We start from the raw sequence: 16,698 nt of genomic DNA, 5'->3' as shown, positions 1-16,698 counted from the left end.
AGATCCTCCACGCTTTCTGATCAGCCGAGCGAGGTGAGCCAGCGTCCGCCACGGCCGACCTCCGGACGAGCCGGGGTGACCACAGCGAGAGGAGCGCCGGTCGGGCGCCCGCAGGGCGGGACGACATTCCCGCGTCTCCCAGTGTCCCACCGCGGGTTCACCCCCGTCAAACGGCCCGGCAGACGGTCCGTCCAACGGCCGTCGACGCCGCGACGGTCGTCGCAGGTCTCAGGCGGGACCTCCCGGCGTAGGTTGAGGGCATGGCTGACCCCTTCGACTCCGGAGACGCCGGATGGACCCCGATCTCGCCGCGGCTGGCGACGGCTCGGCTGCTCGTCGGTTCCCTCGTGACCGTGGCGGTGCTCGCGCTCGTCCTCGCGATCGTGACGAGCATCGTCGCCACGACCGCGCTGTCCGCGTGGTGGCTGACCCTGCCGGTCGCGCTGGCGGTCCTGGTGGTGAGCTGGCTCGCGTGGTGGGCCCCGCGCAACCGCCGCTCCTGGGGCTACCGCGAGCAGGACGAGGAGCTGGTCGTGCGCTGCGGCATCGCCTTCCGCCGCGTCGTCTCGGTCCCCTACGGCCGGATGCAGTTCGTCGACCTCCAGGCCGGCCCCCTGGCGAGGCGACTGGGCTTCACCTCCGTGAGCCTGCACACCGCGAGCACGCGGACGGCCTCCACCGTGCCCGGTGTCCCGCACGAGGAGGCCCTGCGGCTGCGCCAGCGCCTGACCGAGCTGGGTGAGTCACGTGGCGCCGGGCTCTGACCACGCGACGCTCGCCGTCGGCCAGCGCACCCACCCGCTGACCGCGGTCGTCCTCGGACTCGGGTGGTCCGCGGCGGCCGTCGTCGGCCTGGTCAGCACGCTGTTCCAGGACGGCGGCCGGGGCGGGTGGGGCATCTTCGGCCTGCCCGCGGCTGCCGGCGGCGGTCTGGTGCTCGGGAGTCTGATCGGCTGGCTCTCGTGGCGGTTCACGACCTTCGTGATCGACGACCAGGAGGCCCGGGTCGACAGCGGCATCCTGTGGAAGAAGTCCCGTCGCGTCCCGTTCGAACGTCTGCAGTCGGTCGACATCCACGAGCCGCTGGTGGCCCGGGTCTTCGGCCTGGCCGAGCTCCACCTGGACTCGGCGGGAGGCTCGGAGTCCCGCACGACGGTGCGGTACCTCACCCTGGCGCGCGCGAACGAGCTGCGCGCGCTGCTCCTTCGGCGTGCCCACGCCGCCACGACCGGCGAGGTGGACTCCGGCGACTCGCCCCTCGCGGCGCCGCCCGCACCCGCGGCCGCAGGCGAGGGCGAGGTCGTCGCCGAGGTCCCCCCGTCGCGGGTCCTGGTCGGCACCCTGCTGTCGCTGGAGCTCGCGGGGGCCGTGATCGTGGCCGTCGGGGCCCTGATCGCGTCGGTCTGGTTCGCGGCGCCCGTCGCCGCCCTGGGCGGTGTCGTCGGCGCCGCCTTCTGGGCGTTCCAGATCGTCGGGAGACGGGTCCTGGACCAGTGGGGCTATCGGCTCAGCCGCGTCCCGCACGGGCTGCGGATCGAGCGTGGCCTGCTGAGCCGCACCTCCGAGACCGTTCCCTTCGACCGCGTCCAGGGCGTGGCCGTCGTCGAGCCGATCATCTGGCGCCAGCTGGGCTGGCGCCGCGCGCTCGTCTCGGTCGCCGGCACCGGCGGCACGGGCGACGCCGGTGACCGGGAGAAGGCCGCGACGGTCCTGCCGATCGCCGACCCCTGGCTCGCGCAGCGGGTCGTGGACCTGCTGGTGCCGGGCGCGATCGAGGAGGTCCAGGACCGCCACCGTTCGAGCAGCGCGAGCTGGGTCTTCGCGCCGATCGGCTGGCGTTACCGGTGGATCGGTATGGACGACGTCGCCGTCGTCTCACGTCACGGCTGGCTCACGCGGCGCACGAGCATCGTGCCGCACCGCAAGAACCAGTCGGTCGCGGTCGAGCAGGGTCCGCTGCAGCGGCGACTCGGCGTCGCCTCCGTGGCGGTGCACAGTCCCGACGGTCCGGTCGACGTAGCCGGACCACACCTGCGGCGCGCCGAGGCGTTCACCGTGGCGGTGGAGGCCTCCCGCCGCTCGCGCGCCTCGGCCGATCAGGCGTCGATGCGATCGGGATCGAGCTCGTAGGCGCCGGCCACGATGAAGTCCTTGCGCGGCGCGACCTCCGAGCCCATGAGCAGCTCGAAGACCTCGCTGGCCTCCTCGGCGTCGTCGACCGTGAGCCGGCGCAACGTGCGGTGGCGCGGATCCATCGTGGTCTCGGCCAGCTGATCGGCGTCCATCTCGCCCAGACCCTTGTACCGCTGGACCGGGTCCTTCCAGCCCAGGTTCTTCTTGCGCAGCTCCGCCAGGGATCGCTGCAGCTCCGCGTCGGTGTACGTGTAGCGGTACTTCTCCTGCCCCTTTCGGGGGTTCGACAGCTCGATGCGGTGCAGCGGGGGCACGGCGGAGTAGACGCGACCGGCCTCGACCAGGGGGCGCATGTACCGGAAGAACAAGGTCGCGAGCAGGCACCGGATGTGCGCACCGTCGGAGTCGGCGTCGGCCATGAAGATGATGCGGCCGTACCGGGCCGCGTCGAGGTCGAACGTGCGGCCCGAACCCGCGCCGACGACCTGGATGATCGAGGAGCACTCGGCGTTCTTCAGCATGTCGCCGATCGAGGCCTTCTGGACGTTGAGGATCTTGCCGCGGATCGGCAGCAGCGCCTGGAACGCGGAGTCCCGTGCGCTCTTGGCGGTGCCGAGCGCCGAGTCGCCCTCCACGATGAACAGCTCGGACCGCTCGACGTCGTTGCTGCGGCAGTCGGCGAGCTTGGCGGGCAGGGCGCTGGACTCCAGGGCGTTCTTGCGTCGCTGGGTGTCGCGCTGCTGACGCGCCATCAGCCGCGTGCGCGAGGCCCCGACGACCTTCTCCATGACCAGGCGCGCCGTCGCCTTCTCGGCGCCGCGGGTCGAGGTCAGGAAACGTCGCAGCTCGTCGGAGACGACCTTCTGCACGATCCGGGTGACGGCCGGCGTGCCGAGGACCTCCTTGGTCTGCCCCTCGAACTGCGGCTCCGCGAGTCGCACCGTCACGACGGCGGCCATGCCCTCGACGACGTCGTCCTTGATGACGTCGGGATCGCCGTTCTTGAGCAGCCGGGTCCCCCGCAGCACCTCGTTGAAGGTCTTGGTCATGCCGCGCTCGAAGCCCTGGACGTGGGTGCCGCCCTTGGGCGTGGAGATGATGTTGACGAACGACCGCAGATCGGTCTCGTAGCCCGTGCCCCACCGCAGGGCGACGTCGACGCCGAGCGTCCGGTCGACGTCCTGGGGGGTCATGTGACCCTTGGCGTCGAGCATCGGCACCGTCTCGGTGAAGGTGCCCTCGCCCTGCAGGCGCAGCACGTTCGTGACGGCCTCGTCGGACGCGAGGTACTCGACGAACTCGGCGATGCCCCCGTCGTGCTTGAACGACTCCTCCACGACGTCCGGGCCTCGCTCGTCACGGATCGCGATCTCCAGGCCGGGCACGAGGAAGGCGGTCTGCCGGGCGCGGCGCGTGAGGTCGTCGTAGGAGAACGCGGCGCCCTTGATGAAGATCTGCGGGTCGGCCCAGTAGCGGACGCGGGTTCCGGTGCGGGACTTGGCGACCTTGCCGACCTTCTTCAGGCTGCCCTCGGGCGCCCCGCGACGGAAGGTCTGGGCCCAGGTGGCGCCGCCCTTGTCGACCTCGACGTCCAGACGTTCGGAGAGCGCGTTGACGACGGCAGCACCGACACCGTGGAGGCCGCCCGAGGCGTTGTAGGCGCCCCCGCCGAACTTGCCTCCGGCGTGCAGCTTGGTGAACACGACCTCGACCCCGGTCAGCCCGGTCTTGGGCTCGAGGTCGACCGGGATGCCGCGGGCGTTGTCGTGGACCTCGACCGAGCCGTCGGGGTGCAGCACGACCTGGATCTTGTCGCCGAACCCGGCGAGGGCCTCGTCGACGGAGTTGTCGATGATCTCCCAGAGGCAGTGCATCAGGCCGCGGGTGTCGGTCGAGCCGATGTACATGCCCGGCCGCTTGCGGACGGCCTCGAGCCCTTCGAGGACGAGCAGGTTGCGGGCGTCGTACGTGCTGATGGCGGGTCTCCTCGGTCGTGCGGGCGCGCCCGTGCCCGGAGCAGTCAAGCGCTGCCGCCAATCTAGCGAGACCTCACGACGTCATGTGGATGTGACACGCGGGACCGCGTGGCGACCGCGAAGTTGACCGCCTCAGGCAGTATCAATGACGTACGTCACCACCACCCGCGCGGAATGCCAGTCCGTGAAATGATGTTGACGGCACAGAGCACGAAAACCCCCGAAGGAAAGTAGGTCACCGTGACGGCACTTGCTGAACGCCCCGCGCTGAACGCCACCGACCGCTGCGATCGTTGCGGCGCGCAGGCCTACGTCCGCGTCGAGCTCTCGAGCGGGCTCGAGCTGCTGTTCTGCGCCCACCACGCTCGCGCGTACGAGGAGAAGCTGCGCGACGTCGCCGCATCCATCCACGACGAGTCCGGACAGCTGGCGGCCACGCCCGCCACCGGAGTCGACGCGGAGGCCTGAACCGCCCCCGCCCGCTGACTCGACGACGAGCGCCCCGGACCTGATGGTCCGGGGCGCTCGTCGTCTCTGCGTCGCCCGAGGTGCGGCGCGCGCGCACCCGTGCCACCGTCGAGGGGTTGCACACCGACGCCGCTCCCCCGCGGCCGACACCTGGAGGCACCATGCAGATCGGCGGATCACTCTTCCTGCTCGCCGTCGGCGCGATTCTCGCGTTCGCCGTCCGCGACTCGATCGAGGCGGTGGACCTGACGATGGTCGGGTACATCCTGCTCGTGGTGGGCGCCATCGGACTGGCGATCTCGCTCATCGTCAACGGTCAGCGCCGCGGTCGCGACGAGCTGCCGCCCCCGCGCTGAGCACGCACGTCGCGCACGTCGACGAAGGCCCCGGTCCAGTGGACCGGGGCCTTCGTCGTTGCGCTGGGGACTGCGTGACTCAGTCGAGGTAGTCGCGCAGGACCTGCGAGCGCGACGGGTGCCGCAGCTTGCTCATGGTCTTGGACTCGATCTGACGGATCCGCTCACGGGTGACGCCGTAGACCTTGCCGATCTCGTCGAGGGTCTTGGGCTGGCCGTCGGTCAGGCCGAAGCGCATCGAGACGACTCCCGACTCACGCTCGCTGAGCGTGTCGAGGACCGCGTGCAGCTGCTCCTGCAGGAGCGTGAAGGAGACGGCGTCGGCCGGGACGATGGCCTCGGAGTCCTCGATCAGGTCACCGAACTCGCTGTCGCCGTCCTCGCCGAGCGGCGTGTGCAGGGAGATCGGCTCACGGCCGTACTTCTGGACCTCGACGACCTTCTCGGGCGTCATGTCCAGCTCCTTGGCCAGCTCCTCCGGGGTGGGCTCGCGGCCCAGGTCCTGGAGCATCTGCCGCTGGACGCGGGCGAGCTTGTTGATGACCTCGACCATGTGCACCGGGATGCGGATCGTGCGGGCCTGGTCGGCCATCGCGCGCGTGATGGCCTGGCGGATCCACCACGTGGCGTAGGTCGAGAACTTGAAGCCCTTGGTGTAGTCGAACTTCTCGACGGCGCGGATCAGACCGAGGTTGCCCTCCTGGATCAGGTCCAGGAACAACATGCCGCGACCCGTGTAGCGCTTGGCCAGGGAGACCACGAGACGCAGGTTGGCCTCGAGCAGGTGGTTCTTCGCGCGGCGACCGTCGACGACGATCCACTCCAGCTCCTCGCGGACCTTGTCGGAGATGCGACCGCCAGCGGCCAGCTTCTCCTCCGAGAACAGACCGGCCTCGATGCGCTTGGCGAGCTCGACCTCCTCGCCGGCGGTGAGCAGCGAGACCTTGCCGATCTGCTTGAGGTAGTCCTTGACCGGATCGGCGGTGGCACCCGCGACCATGACCTGCTGGACCGGCTCGTCGGACTCGTCGGCCGCGCTGAGCGTGAAGGCGGACTGCTCGTCCTCCTTGATCGTCGGGTCGTTCTTGACGTCCTTGACGAACTGCTCGTCGGAGATGTCCGGCAGGATCTTCTTGCCGTTCTCGTCCACCGCGACGGGCTCCCCGACCTCGACGACCACCTCGCTGTCGGTGATCTCGACGTTGATCTCCTGCGTGGTCGACGCGGCCTTCTTCGCGGGCGCCTTCTTGGCAGCAGGTGCCTTCTTCGCCGGCGCCTTCTTCGCGGGCGCCTTGGTCGCGGGAGCCTTGGTGGCAGGTGCCTTCGTCGAGGCGGAGGAGGATTTCGTCACGGTGTCTTCCGGGGTCGAACGGGACGGATCGGAGTCAGGAGCCTCGACGTGGTCGGGAGCCCCCGAGGTCGCCGCAGCCGCGGCGTCCTTGAGCGTCTTGGGAATGAGCCGGCCCACCGTCTTGACGGCTGAAGCAGCTGGATTGACCGGCATGTTCCACCTCTCGATCGGTTCAAGGGCGCGACAAGGAGACCTCTGGTCAACCTCTGGGTCCAGTCTGCCATGTCTCGGCAAACACCATGACCCCGACACCGCACTTCGCGGAGCAGCTCAGGGAACGGGCCAGGTGTGAACCGGCTCTCCCCCGTGCATGTGCTCCCGGTACGCGGTCACCAGGCGGCGCATCGCCACCGTGGGGTCACCGCCGCGATCGAACGACTCGGCGGCCTCGATCTGCCAGGTGGCACCGTTGGCCCCGCGGGCGCATCGCTGCTCGATGACCCCGAGGTACCGGTCGCGGGCCGCGGACGACACCCCCAGCTGGTCGAGGCCTTCGGCGGCGACCGGCAGCAGGTGGTGCAGCACCAGGTCGCGCACCGGGACCGCGCCGATGCCCGGCCAGCGCTGATCGGCCTCGATGCCGCGGCGAGCCCCGGCGTAGAAGTTGTCCGAGGCGACGGCGAACGGCATCCGGGACCAGACGGGGCGCTCGGCGACCGACATCGCCGCGACGAGGCCGTAGAAGAGTGCCGCGTTGGCCACGGTGTCGATCACGCTCGGGCCCGCCGGGAGCAGCCGGTTCTCGACCCGCAGGTGCGGCGCGCCGTCGACGACGTCGTAGATCGGCCGGTTCCAGCGATAGATGGTGCCGTTGTGGAGCCGGAGCTCGGCCAGCTCCGGGACGCCCCCGGACGCCATGACCTCGGCGGGGTCCTCGTCCTCGACGATCGGCAGCAGGGCCGGGAAGTACCGCACGTTCTCCTCGAAGAGGTCGAACACCGAGGTGATCCACCGCTCGCCGAAGAACACCCGGGGCCGGACGCCCTGCGTCTTGAGCTCGTCGCTGCGCGTGTCCGTGGACTGCTCGAACAACGGGATGCGGGTCTCGTGCCAGAGCCGCTGCCCCAGCAGGAACGGCGAGTTCGCCCCCACCGCGACCTGCACGCCCGCGATGACCTGGGCCGCGTTCCACACGGCGGCGAAGCGGTCCGGCTCGACCTGGAGATGGAGCTGGGTGCTCGTGCAGGCCGCCTCGGGCATGATCGTGTCGGTGCGCAGCTCGAGCCGGTCGACGCCGTCGATCAGGATCTCGATGTCCTCGCCCCGCGCCGCCAGGATCTGATCGCTCAGCAGGCTGTACCGCGGATCGGGAGCGATGGCCTCGCGGGAGAAGTGCGCCTCGCCCACGGTCGGCAGGATCCCGACCATGACCAGGCCAGACCCCGTCGCCGACGCCTTGCGCTCGGCCTCGTTGAGGTCGGTGCGGAGCGTCGTCTCGAGCTCGACGAGGCCATCGCCGGCGATGGGCGTCGGCGCCACGTTGATCTCGATGTTGTAGCGACCCAGCTCGGTCTGGAAGTCGTCGTCGGCGATCGCCGCGAGGGCCTCGGCGCTCGTCATCGCGGCGTCGCCGGTGGCATCGGCCAGGTTGAACTCGATCTCGATGCCCACCAGTGGCTCACCGACCGAGAAGTCGCGATCAGTGAGCATGCGCGCGAGCACGTCGAGGCAGCGGCGGACCTTGGCGCGGTAGCGCCGGCGGTCCTCGCCGGTGAACTCCTGGTGGTCGACGTCCTGACCCATGCCGACAGCGTAGGGCGGGGTCAGGCCGAGCGCTCCCGCAGGAGACGCAACGTGCGCTCGCGCTCGGCCCGATCCTTCTGGGCCTCGACGATCGTCATCTCGCCCATCGCCTCGTACTGCTCCGGCGAGACCCCGCCCTGGATCAGCTGCATCAGCAGCAGGCTCAGGCGGTGCTGCGGATCGGCCTTCAGTGACCGCTCCAGGGCGATGACCGCCTGGGCGCCGTCGCCGGTCAGGTACGCCGCGAACCCCGCGAGGCACAGGACTGAGGGCACGAACGGAGCGACCACGCGCCCGGAGACGTCGGTCAGCACCCGAAGCCAGTCGCGCGCGGTGTCGCGGTTGATCCGCGACATCAGCTCGTCGCGGACCATGACCGACGCGCACCACAGGGAGATCACCGCCACCTCCCGGTCGTGCAGCCGCTCCTGCTCGTGGAGGGCGCGGTCGAGGATCGGATCGAGCTCGCTCATCGCGGCGCCGACGAGCGTGGAGTCGGTCGGGTTCTCGCCGAACAGCCGAAGGATCCGGTCGAGCTCGGCCTCCGTCGCGTCCGCCATGGTGTCGAGGACCGCTCCGGTGCACCCGGCGAACCGCGCCACGAGCTGCTCGCGGTCGGCCAGCACCTCCTGGCCGGCCGCGACGGCCCGGACGACGGCCTCGTGGTGCGCCGGGGCCTCGTACCTGACACCGCGCCGCGGGAAGCGCGGCAGCGGCTCCCAGTAGCGCTGGCCGTCGGCCCAGGCGACCACGACCGGCGTGATGTCGGGCTCCAGCCGCGCGAGCCCGGCCCGCACGACCGCCTCCGCACGCTCGTGGTCCTCCGAGATCCCGAGCAGGATCGCGCCGTCCGCGCCCTGGCGCCGCAGGTGCTGCACCGCCACGTCCGCGGCGGCATCGGCCTGGTCGAGATCGGGCAGGTCGAGCCGCAGGGAGAAGCCGAAGCGGCGGCGAGGCCCGTAGGTCGCGATCGCGACGAAGGACTCGGCGGGCCGGAAGCCGAACATCGTCGGGACGGTCGCAAGCACGTCGGCGACGTCGTGGGCGGTGAAGACGGAGTCGGGCTCCCCATCGGGGCGGGCGGTCGGTCGAGTGGAAGGTCGTCTGCTCATGACTCCACGCTCGGTCGCTGACGCGATCGGCGACAGGTGCTCGACGACGCCTGTGGATGCCGCGCGCCTGTGGACGGCGACAATGGGTCCATGCGGTCCACGGCGTCGATCCTGCACCTGGACCTGGACGCCTTCTTCGCCTCCGTCGAGCAGCGCGACAAGCCGTCGTTGCGCGGGAAGCCGGTCGTCGTGGGTGGGGTCGGGGCCCGTGGCGTCGTGTCGACCGCGTCCTACGAGGCGCGGAAGTTCGGGGTCAGATCGGCCATGAGCGCGGCCGAGGCTCGGGCCCGGTGCCCGCACGCGGCCTTCCTCGGTGGGCGCTTCGAGGCCTATCGCGAGGCCAGCGGCATCGTCATGGCCCGACTGCGCGAGCTCTCCCCCGTCGTGCAGCCGCTCTCGCTCGACGAGGCGTTCGTGGACCTCGCGGCGGGCGAGACCTTCGACCCCCGTCACGTCGACGAGCTGGTCGCGACGCTCCGAGCCGACGTCGTCCGGCTGACGCACGGGTTGACCGCGTCGGTCGGCGTCGCCTCCAGCAAGCTCATGGCCAAGATCGCCAGCGAGATCAACAAGCCGGACGGCGCGTTCGTCGTGCAGCCCGGCACGGAGGCCGACGTGCTCGGCCCCATGCAGGTCACCGCGATCCCCGGGGTCGGGCCGGCGACCGCCGAACGTCTGCGACGCCTGGGTGTCGCGACGGTCGAGGACCTGCGACGCTTCTCGGTCGACGATCTCGGGGCTCACGTGGGGGCGTCCTCGGCCGAGTCGCTCTACCGCCTCTCCCGCGCCGACGACGACCGTCCCGTCGAGGCGACCCGCGAGACCAAGTCGGTCAGCGTCGAGGACACGTTCGAGACCAATCTGGTCGACCGCACGCTCCTGAGCGAGATCGCCGAGCAGATGGCGAGGCGTGTCGGCCAGCGCCTGCGCGCGAACAGCCTCTCCGGCCGCACCGTGACGCTGAAGGTGCGCTACCACGACTTCGAGACGCACACCCGGTCCACGACGCTCAGCGGGCCGACCGACAGCGGACGCGTCCTCGCCGAGACGGCTCGCCGCCTGCTCGACGCCGAGGATCTCGGCGGCGGTCTCCGGCTGCTCGGGGTGGGCGTCAGCGGTCTGGCCGACTGGGTCCAGGACGACCTGTTCACGCCGCCCGAGACCGAGGAGGACCTGGGTCCTCTGCCCTCGCGCGACGAGCGTCGACGGCGCCGTGGGTGGACCCCCGGGGAGGACGTCACGCACGCCGAGCACGGCGACGGCTGGGTCTGGGGGTCCGGACTGGGCCGCGTCACGGTGCGGTTCGAGACGCGCGAGTCCCCGTCGGGGCCGGTCAAGACCTTTCCGGTCGACGACCCCGCCCTGTCGGTCCGCCCGTTCGTCAGTAGCGTCGAGCCATGACCGGATCCCACGACGCCCCCCTCGCCGACGTCCGACCGACCGTCCGGCGCTTTCACGGCGACGAGTTCGTCGACGACTACGAGTGGTTGCGGGACGTCGAGGATCCGGACGTCCGCGCGCTGCTCGAGGCCGAGAACGCCCACACCGAGGCGCGCACCGCCCACCTCGCGGACCTGCGGGAGACGGTCTTCGGCGAGATCAAGGCACGTACGCGCGAGACCGACCTCTCGGTCCCGGTGCGCCACGGTGACTGGTGGTACTTCAGCCGCACCGTCGAGGGCCTGTCGTACGCGATCCGCAGTCGCTGTCCCGCCACCCCCGACAACTGGGACCCGCCGGAGATCGAGGCCGGTGTCGAGGCTCCCGGCGAGCAGGTGCTGCTCGACTCCAACGCGCTGGCCGAGGGGCACGAGTTCTTCTCGCTCGGCGCCTTCAGCCTGACCGACGACGACACGCTGCTGGCCTACTCGACCGACACCACCGGCGACGAGCGCTACACGATCCGGTTCAAGGATCTGCGCAGGGGCGAGGACCTGGCCGACGAGATCCCCGGCACGAGCGGCGGCGCGACGTGGTCGGCCGGTGGCACCCACGTCTTCTACACGACCGTCGACGACGCGTGGCGGCCCCACCGGGTCTGGCGACACCGCCTCGGCACACCGGTCAGCGAGGACGTGCTCGTGCACGAGGAGGCCGACGAGCGCTTCTTCACCGGCGTCGGGCGCACCCAGTCGGAGAAGTACCTCGTGATCGGCGCGTCGTCCAAGATCACGAGCGAGTCCCGGCTGCTCCCGGCCGACGACCCCGAGGGCGAGTTCCGTGTCGTCCTCGAGCGCAGCACAGGCGTCGAGTACTCGATCGAGCACGCCGTCGTGGGCGGGACCGACGTGCTGCTGGTCCTGCACAACGACGGCGCTCCGGACTTCGAGCTCGTCGCGACCGACCTCGAGCCGGTCCTCACGACCCCCCTGGCCTCCGCCCGCGTCGGCCGGGTCGTTGTGGCGGCGCAGCCCGACCTGCGCCTGGAGGACGTCGACGTGTTCGCGCGGCACCTGTTCGTGTCCTACCGCCGCGCCGCGCTGACCCGGATCGGCGTGGCGTCGATCGACCCCGCGCAGCCCGGCGGGTTCGGTCCCCTGCGGGAGGTGCCGTTCGACGAGGAGCTCTTCTCCGCCGGCCTCGGGGCGAACGCCGAGTGGGACCAGCCGCTGGTGCGGATCGGCGTGGGCTCGTTCGTCACCCCGGCGGCCGTGCTCGACCTCGATCCCGACACCTTCGAGACGGTCCTGCGCAAGCAGGCCGAGGTTCTCGGCGGGTACGACCCGGCCGACTACGTCCAGCACCGGTCCTGGGCCACGGGCGACGACGGCACCCTGATCCCGGTCTCGATCGTCGCCCGGGCCGACACGCCGCGCGACGGCACCGCGCCCGCGCTGCTCTACGGCTACGGCGCCTACGAGATCAGCATCGACCCGGGCCTGTCGGTCGCGCGGCTGTCGCTGCTGGACCGCGGATTCGTGTTCGCGGTGGCGCACGTCCGCGGTGGCGGTGAGATGGGGCGCTCCTGGTACGACGACGGCAAGCTCCTGCACAAGAAGAACTCGTTCACCGACTTCGTCGCCGCGGCCCAGCACCTCGTGGCCGAGGGGTGGACCAGCCACGACCGCCTGGTCGCCGAGGGCGGCAGCGCCGGCGGCCTGCTGATGGGCGCGGTCACGAACTTGGCGCCGGACGCCTTCCGCGGCGTGCTGGCCGCCGTGCCGTTCGTCGACGCCCTGACGACGATCCTGGACCCGTCGATGCCGCTCACCGTCATCGAGTGGGACGAGTGGGGCGATCCTTTGCACGACCTGGACGTCTACGCGTACATGAAGTCATATACGCCCTACGAGAACGTGGCCGCCCGCCCGTATCCCGCGATCCTGGCGGTCACGAGCCTGCACGACACGCGCGTCAGCGTGGTCGAGCCGGCCAAGTGGGTCGCCCGTCTGCGCGCCACCACGACGGGTGACGCACCGATCCTGCTCAAGACCGAGATGCACGCCGGCCACGGCGGCGTGAGCGGTCGCTACGACTCCTGGCGCGAGCGGGCGTTCGAGCTCGCGTGGATCATCGACACCGCGGCCCCGCGACCGGCGTGAACCACGACCTCCGTGAGCCGCGACACGCCGGAAATTCCGGCCTAAGAACAGACTGAGAGTGGAATCCTCCGGACACCCCGTGCGTTGACCCCGTACAGACCCACCATTGGGAGGCGCACATGAGCATGAAGACGGACACCCGAGTCCGCGAGTCCGAGAACAAGGACAGCGTCGGCATGTACCTGGCCGAGATCGCACGGACCCCTCTCCTCGACGCGCAGCGTGAGGTCGAGCTGAGCCGCACGATCGAGGCGGGTCTGTTCGCCCAGCACCTGATCGACAACGGCCGCGTCGGCCGCGCCAAGGGCGGAGCGCCCAAGCGCGCCAGCCTGGAGGAGCTCGAGTGGATCGCCGCCGAGGGCGAGCACGCGATGCAGGAGTTCATCCAGGCCAACCTGCGCCTGGTCGTGTCGATCGCCCGCAAGTACGGTCGCTCGGCGATGCCGATGCTCGACCTGGTGCAGGAGGGCAACACGGGCCTGATCCGCGCGGTCGAGAAGTTCGACTACAGCAAGGGCTTCAAGTTCTCGACGTACGCCACGTGGTGGGTGCGTCAGGCCATCACGCGCGGCATCGCGCAGCAGGCCCGCGTCGTCCGGCTCCCCGTGCACGTCGTCGAGGAGCTCAACCAGGTCACGGCGGCACGTCGCAACCTGGAGCGCGAGCTCGGCTACGACCCGGATCCGGCCGAGATCGCGATCGTGCTCGACATGGACGTCGACCGCGTCATCGACCTGATGGCCTGGGGCCGCGACCACGTCAGCCTCGACACGCCGGTCGACGACGACGGCGACACCTCGCTGGGTGACCTGATCGCCCGCGAGCAGGCGCCGGGGCCGGACGAGAGCGTCATGTCCGATGCCACCCGACAGCTGCTCGGCGGTCTGATCGACCACCTCGGCGACCGTGAGGCCGACATCGTCCGTTCCCGCTTCGGCCTGCTCGACGGTCGTCAGCAGAAGCTCGCCGACATCGGCAAGCGGCACGGCATCAGTGCCGAGCGGGTGCGTCAGCTCGAGCGCGAGGCGCTGGCGACCCTGCGTCGCATCGCCGACCCCGACCTGGCGGCCTAACCGGCCGAGAGCTCCCGCCACAGGTCACGCACCCTGGCGGTCAGCTCCTCGAGGGAGCCGCTGTTGTCGACGATGACGTCGGCGACAGCGGCTCGGTCGTCCCGGGACGCCTGCGCGCCGATGCGGGCCTGCGCCTCGTCGAGCGACATGCCGCGGTCGCGCACGAGCCGGTCGACCTGCACCTCGCGGGGGACGTCGACGACCACGACGACGTCGTAGGGCCCGCGTTCACCTGACTCCGCCAGGAGCGGGATGTCGTGCACCACGACGTCGCCGGGCCCGGCGCGCCCCTCCAGCTCGGCCGCGCGTGCCCTGACCGCGGGATGCGTGATGGCCTCGAGATCGCGTCGCGCCGACTCGTCGGCGAAGACGATCGCACCGAGGGCCGGCCGGTCGAGCGAGCCGTCAGCCCCCAGGACCTCGGGGCCGAAGCGCTCGACGATCGCGGCCAGGCCCGGGGTCCCGGGCTCGACGACCTCACGCGCGATCTGGTCGTAGTCGACGATGACGGCACCGTGGTCGCGCAGCAGCGCGCTGACGGTGCTCTTGCCCGAGCCGATACCGCCGGTCAGGCCGACGCGGACGACTCCACCGTGACGTGCGGGGCCCATGGGGTGGCGCCTCAGCTGATCGCGGCGTCGCCGGACGTCGTGACGTGCACGTGGTCGAAGTGGTTCGCCGTGGCGCCGCCGCGATCGCTCATGCCCCGCCAGCCCGAACCGGGCTCCCAGATGCGCTGACGCCAGATGACTTGGGTCATGCCCAGCTTCTCGCGGTTGTCGATCACGAACTGGGCGATCTCGTCGCCGAGGGCCTTGTCGGACGTCATGATGTCGAGCGCGCGGCCGGTGGGGTGGCCCGAGGTGTTGGCGCGCGCGGCGCGGCCGCCGTAGCTGGAGATCTGGGGGAACTTGGCGCACACCGCGCGGTAGACCTTGATCGTGTCGGGCTGGAGGCCCTTCTCGACGCCTGAACCGCGCGAGCACGGCGCCGTGCCGAGGGGTTCCTCGGTCGACAGCGTCGTGGAGGCGACCCAGCGCGGCACGTCGTTGAGCAGGACCTGGGTCCACTCGCCCTCGACGACACCGGTCACGAGGACCTGGCTGCCCTCGGTCGCCTGACCGAGGACGGGCGCGGTGGGGGCGGCATCGGAACGGATCTCCGCATCGGTGGTGACCCACAGGGCACCCGTGGCCTGCTGCGCGGTCTCGGCCTGCGTCGCGAGGACCGGGCGCTCGCCGCTGCGGCTGACCTCGCTGGCCTGCACGGACGCGACGCGGTCGGGCGAGACGGGCAGGTCCGCGCTCGGATGGGCAGCGACGGCCGCAGTGGCGACCGCCAGGGCACCGACACCGACCGTGGGCAGCACGACGCGTCGCAGCTGCAGCTGCCAGAAGGTCGGGCCCCGCCTGATCGGGGTCGCTCGTACGTCCGCCCGTCGCTTGCCGGGAGAACCCACAGTAAAACCACCTTCAGACGTTGGACACGGCACGAGGCGCGGACTGACGACGCAGCCGCCCCTCGACTGAACCATACTGACATGCGCCTGGTCATCGAACGCCCCTTTCAGGCGAGGCGATGTGAGGCACCTCACATGTCGAGAGCTTTTCAGGAGACCCATGCCGGCTCAACCGCAGATCCACAGCGCCGCCGACAGCCTGGCTCGGCAGCGTCGGATGGCCGGATCCCTGCGCGAGTCGGGTCTGCGTCACGGCGATCGCGTCGCCCTGCTGACCGCCGGCACGACGGCGACGGTCGACCTCGTCCTGGCCGCCTCCCGAAGCGGGGTCGTGCCCGTGCCCCTCGACCCGCGGCTGACCCCGCGCGAGCGCGCCGTCGTCCTCGACCAGGTGGAGCCGACGCTGGTCGTGGACGAGCCCGCCGTGCTCGACGCGCTGGACCACGGCCCCGAGCTCGACCTCGACCCGTATCCGCGCTGTCGTCCCATGCACTTCACCTCCGGCACCACCGGGCGACCGAAGGGAGTCTGGTCGGGCTGGCTCTCCCCCGAGCACGCCGAGGCCGCCGCCCTCGAGGAGCGGGCGCTCTGGGGCTTTCGGCCGGACGACCTCAACCTCGCGGTCTCCCCGCTGTACCACTCCGCGCCCCTGCGGTTCGCGATCGGGACCCTGCTGGCGGGCGGGTCCGTCGCGGTCGTGCCGTTCGAGCCGGCCGCCGTCGCGCGGGCGTTCGGCGATCTGCGGCCCACCACGATGTTCTGCGTGCCGGCCCACCTGCAGCGCCTCTTCGCCCACGCTGACGAGCTCGGAGAGCGTCTGCCGACCGACTCCTTCCGCCTCGTGGCCCATGCCGGCGCGCCCTGCCCGACGCCGGTACGGCTGCGCGCCCACGACGAGCTCGGCGCCGATGTCGTCTGGGAGTTCTACGGGTCGACCGAGGGACAGTTCACGGCCTGCCCCGCCACGGAGTGGCGGGAGCGACCCGGCACGCTCGGACGGGCTCGCCCCGGCCGGGTGGTCTGGACCGACGGTGACGACCAGATCTGGTGCGCCGTCCCGCCCTGGGCGCGCTTCGAGTACTGGCGCGATCCCGACAAGACGGCGTCGGCCTGGACCGACTCGCCCGACGGGCCGTCGTTCACCGTCGGCGACCTGGGACGCGTCGAGGACGGACACGTCTTCCTCGACGCCCGCCGCACCGACCTGGTCATCACTGGAGGCGTCAACGTGTACCCTGCCGAGGTCGAGGACGTCCTCGGAGCCGTGCCCGGGGTCCGTGACGTGGCGGTCTTCGGTCGCCAGGACGACCGCTGGGGCCAGCGCGTGTGTGCGGCGTGGGTCGGCGACGCCACGGAGGAGGAGCTCCGGGCCGTCGCCGCCGAGCAGCTGGCACCCCCCAAGCGCCCCAAGGAGTACGAGCACCTCGAGGACCTCCCGCGGACCGCGACCGGCAAGGTCAGGCGAACCGAGCTGGCGTGATCGGC

Annotated in this window: 14 protein-coding genes; 8 read left to right on the top strand and 6 right to left on the bottom strand. The window is 71.1% G+C overall.

Features of this window, described 5'->3' with window-relative positions:
- Positions 1 to 260: 260 nt before the first annotated feature.
- Both KAG51_RS03305 and KAG51_RS03300 read left to right on the top strand, forming a co-directional pair.
- Positions 261 to 764, top strand: coding sequence for a PH domain-containing protein (locus KAG51_RS03305; protein ID WP_290580591.1), 504 nt, complete (start codon positions 261 to 263; stop codon positions 762 to 764).
- Positions 748 to 2,130, top strand: a complete 1,383-nt coding sequence (locus KAG51_RS03300) for a PH domain-containing protein (RefSeq protein WP_290580589.1) — start codon at positions 748 to 750, stop codon at positions 2,128 to 2,130. Before KAG51_RS03305 ends, KAG51_RS03300 begins: the two co-directional genes overlap by 17 nt.
- On the opposite strand, the gene KAG51_RS03295 is transcribed toward KAG51_RS03300, so the two are convergent.
- On the bottom strand, positions 2,097 to 4,157 hold the full coding sequence (locus tag KAG51_RS03295; protein ID WP_290580587.1) for a DNA topoisomerase IV subunit B: 2,061 nt from the start codon (positions 4,155 to 4,157) through the stop codon (positions 2,097 to 2,099). The two genes, KAG51_RS03300 and KAG51_RS03295, sit on opposite strands and share 34 nt — an antisense overlap.
- A gap of 192 nt (positions 4,158 to 4,349) precedes the next feature.
- Between KAG51_RS03295 and KAG51_RS03290 the strand changes: the two genes are divergently transcribed.
- Together KAG51_RS03290 and KAG51_RS03285 are read left to right on the top strand one after the other, a co-directional pair.
- Positions 4,350 to 4,577: a hypothetical protein gene (locus KAG51_RS03290; RefSeq protein ID WP_290580585.1), complete on the top strand. Its 228-nt coding sequence runs from the start codon at positions 4,350 to 4,352 to the stop codon at positions 4,575 to 4,577.
- Between the two features lie 161 nt (positions 4,578 to 4,738).
- A complete protein-coding gene (locus KAG51_RS03285) occupies positions 4,739 to 4,933 on the top strand; it encodes a DUF6458 family protein (protein ID WP_290580583.1) in 195 nt (64 codons plus the stop codon).
- 79 nt (positions 4,934 to 5,012) lie between these two features.
- Here the strand turns inward: KAG51_RS03285 and KAG51_RS03280 are convergent, their stop codons facing one another.
- From KAG51_RS03280 to KAG51_RS03270, 3 genes are all read right to left on the bottom strand, one after another.
- Complete coding sequence (locus tag KAG51_RS03280; protein WP_290580581.1) at positions 5,013 to 6,437, bottom strand: RNA polymerase sigma factor; 1,425 nt, start codon at positions 6,435 to 6,437, stop codon at positions 5,013 to 5,015.
- 117 nt (positions 6,438 to 6,554) lie between these two features.
- On the bottom strand, positions 6,555 to 8,027 hold the full coding sequence (locus tag KAG51_RS03275; RefSeq protein WP_290580579.1) for a glutamate--cysteine ligase: 1,473 nt from the start codon (positions 8,025 to 8,027) through the stop codon (positions 6,555 to 6,557).
- Between the two features lie 20 nt (positions 8,028 to 8,047).
- Positions 8,048 to 9,139, bottom strand: coding sequence for a DUF4192 domain-containing protein (locus tag KAG51_RS03270; protein ID WP_290580577.1), 1,092 nt, complete (start codon positions 9,137 to 9,139; stop codon positions 8,048 to 8,050).
- Between the two features lie 90 nt (positions 9,140 to 9,229).
- On the opposite strand from KAG51_RS03270, the gene KAG51_RS03265 reads away from it, so the two are divergent.
- From KAG51_RS03265 to KAG51_RS03255, 3 genes are all read left to right on the top strand, one after another.
- Positions 9,230 to 10,540 carry a DNA polymerase IV gene (locus tag KAG51_RS03265; protein ID WP_290580575.1) on the top strand — a complete coding sequence of 437 codons (1,311 nt, stop codon included), beginning with the start codon at positions 9,230 to 9,232 and terminating at the stop codon, positions 10,538 to 10,540.
- Positions 10,537 to 12,681 carry a S9 family peptidase gene (locus KAG51_RS03260; protein ID WP_290580573.1) on the top strand — a complete coding sequence of 715 codons (2,145 nt, stop codon included), beginning with the start codon at positions 10,537 to 10,539 and terminating at the stop codon, positions 12,679 to 12,681. Before KAG51_RS03265 ends, KAG51_RS03260 begins: the two co-directional genes overlap by 4 nt.
- A 125-nt stretch (positions 12,682 to 12,806) precedes the next feature.
- Positions 12,807 to 13,754, top strand: a complete 948-nt coding sequence (locus tag KAG51_RS03255) for a sigma-70 family RNA polymerase sigma factor (RefSeq protein ID WP_290581245.1) — start codon at positions 12,807 to 12,809, stop codon at positions 13,752 to 13,754.
- Here KAG51_RS03255 and coaE read toward each other — a convergent pair.
- Together coaE and KAG51_RS03245 are read right to left on the bottom strand one after the other, a co-directional pair.
- The gene (coaE, locus tag KAG51_RS03250; protein ID WP_290580571.1) at positions 13,751 to 14,365 is read right to left on the bottom strand and encodes a dephospho-CoA kinase; all 615 of its coding nucleotides are present in this window, start codon (positions 14,363 to 14,365) and stop codon (positions 13,751 to 13,753) included. The genes KAG51_RS03255 and coaE overlap by 4 nt on opposite strands.
- A gap of 11 nt (positions 14,366 to 14,376) precedes the next feature.
- Positions 14,377 to 15,213, bottom strand: a complete 837-nt coding sequence (locus KAG51_RS03245) for an SH3 domain-containing protein (RefSeq protein WP_290580569.1) — start codon at positions 15,211 to 15,213, stop codon at positions 14,377 to 14,379.
- Between the two features lie 160 nt (positions 15,214 to 15,373).
- Here KAG51_RS03245 and KAG51_RS03240 point away from each other — a divergent pair, with 160 nt between their 5' ends.
- A complete protein-coding gene (locus KAG51_RS03240) occupies positions 15,374 to 16,693 on the top strand; it encodes an AMP-binding protein (protein WP_290580567.1) in 1,320 nt (439 codons plus the stop codon).
- Positions 16,694 to 16,698 lie beyond the last annotated feature (5 nt).

This window comes from Aeromicrobium sp. (assembly GCF_023146395.1).
In the GTDB taxonomy this organism is placed as follows: domain Bacteria; phylum Actinomycetota; class Actinomycetes; order Propionibacteriales; family Nocardioidaceae; genus Aeromicrobium.
Note: the sequence above shows the minus strand (reverse complement) of the source record. Positions and strands in the feature narration are given on the sequence as shown.

Bases quoted from the DNA above. Each gene is read 5' to 3' on its own strand.
- KAG51_RS03305 (WP_290580591.1), top strand. From the start codon at position 261: ATGGCTGACCCCTTCGACTCCGGAGACGCCGGATGGACCCCGATCTCG.
- KAG51_RS03285 (WP_290580583.1), top strand. From the start codon at position 4,739: ATGCAGATCGGCGGATCACTCTTCCTGCTCGCCGTCGGCGCGATTCTC.
- KAG51_RS03280 (WP_290580581.1), bottom strand. From the start codon at position 6,437: ATGCCGGTCAATCCAGCTGCTTCAGCCGTCAAGACGGTGGGCCGGCTC.
- KAG51_RS03275 (WP_290580579.1), bottom strand. From the start codon at position 8,027: ATGGGTCAGGACGTCGACCACCAGGAGTTCACCGGCGAGGACCGCCGG.
- KAG51_RS03270 (WP_290580577.1), bottom strand. From the start codon at position 9,139: ATGAGCAGACGACCTTCCACTCGACCGACCGCCCGCCCCGATGGGGAG.
- KAG51_RS03265 (WP_290580575.1), top strand. From the start codon at position 9,230: ATGCGGTCCACGGCGTCGATCCTGCACCTGGACCTGGACGCCTTCTTC.
- KAG51_RS03260 (WP_290580573.1), top strand. From the start codon at position 10,537: ATGACCGGATCCCACGACGCCCCCCTCGCCGACGTCCGACCGACCGTC.
- KAG51_RS03255 (WP_290581245.1), top strand. From the start codon at position 12,807: ATGAAGACGGACACCCGAGTCCGCGAGTCCGAGAACAAGGACAGCGTC.
- coaE (WP_290580571.1), bottom strand. From the start codon at position 14,365: ATGGGCCCCGCACGTCACGGTGGAGTCGTCCGCGTCGGCCTGACCGGC.
- KAG51_RS03240 (WP_290580567.1), top strand. From the start codon at position 15,374: ATGCCGGCTCAACCGCAGATCCACAGCGCCGCCGACAGCCTGGCTCGG.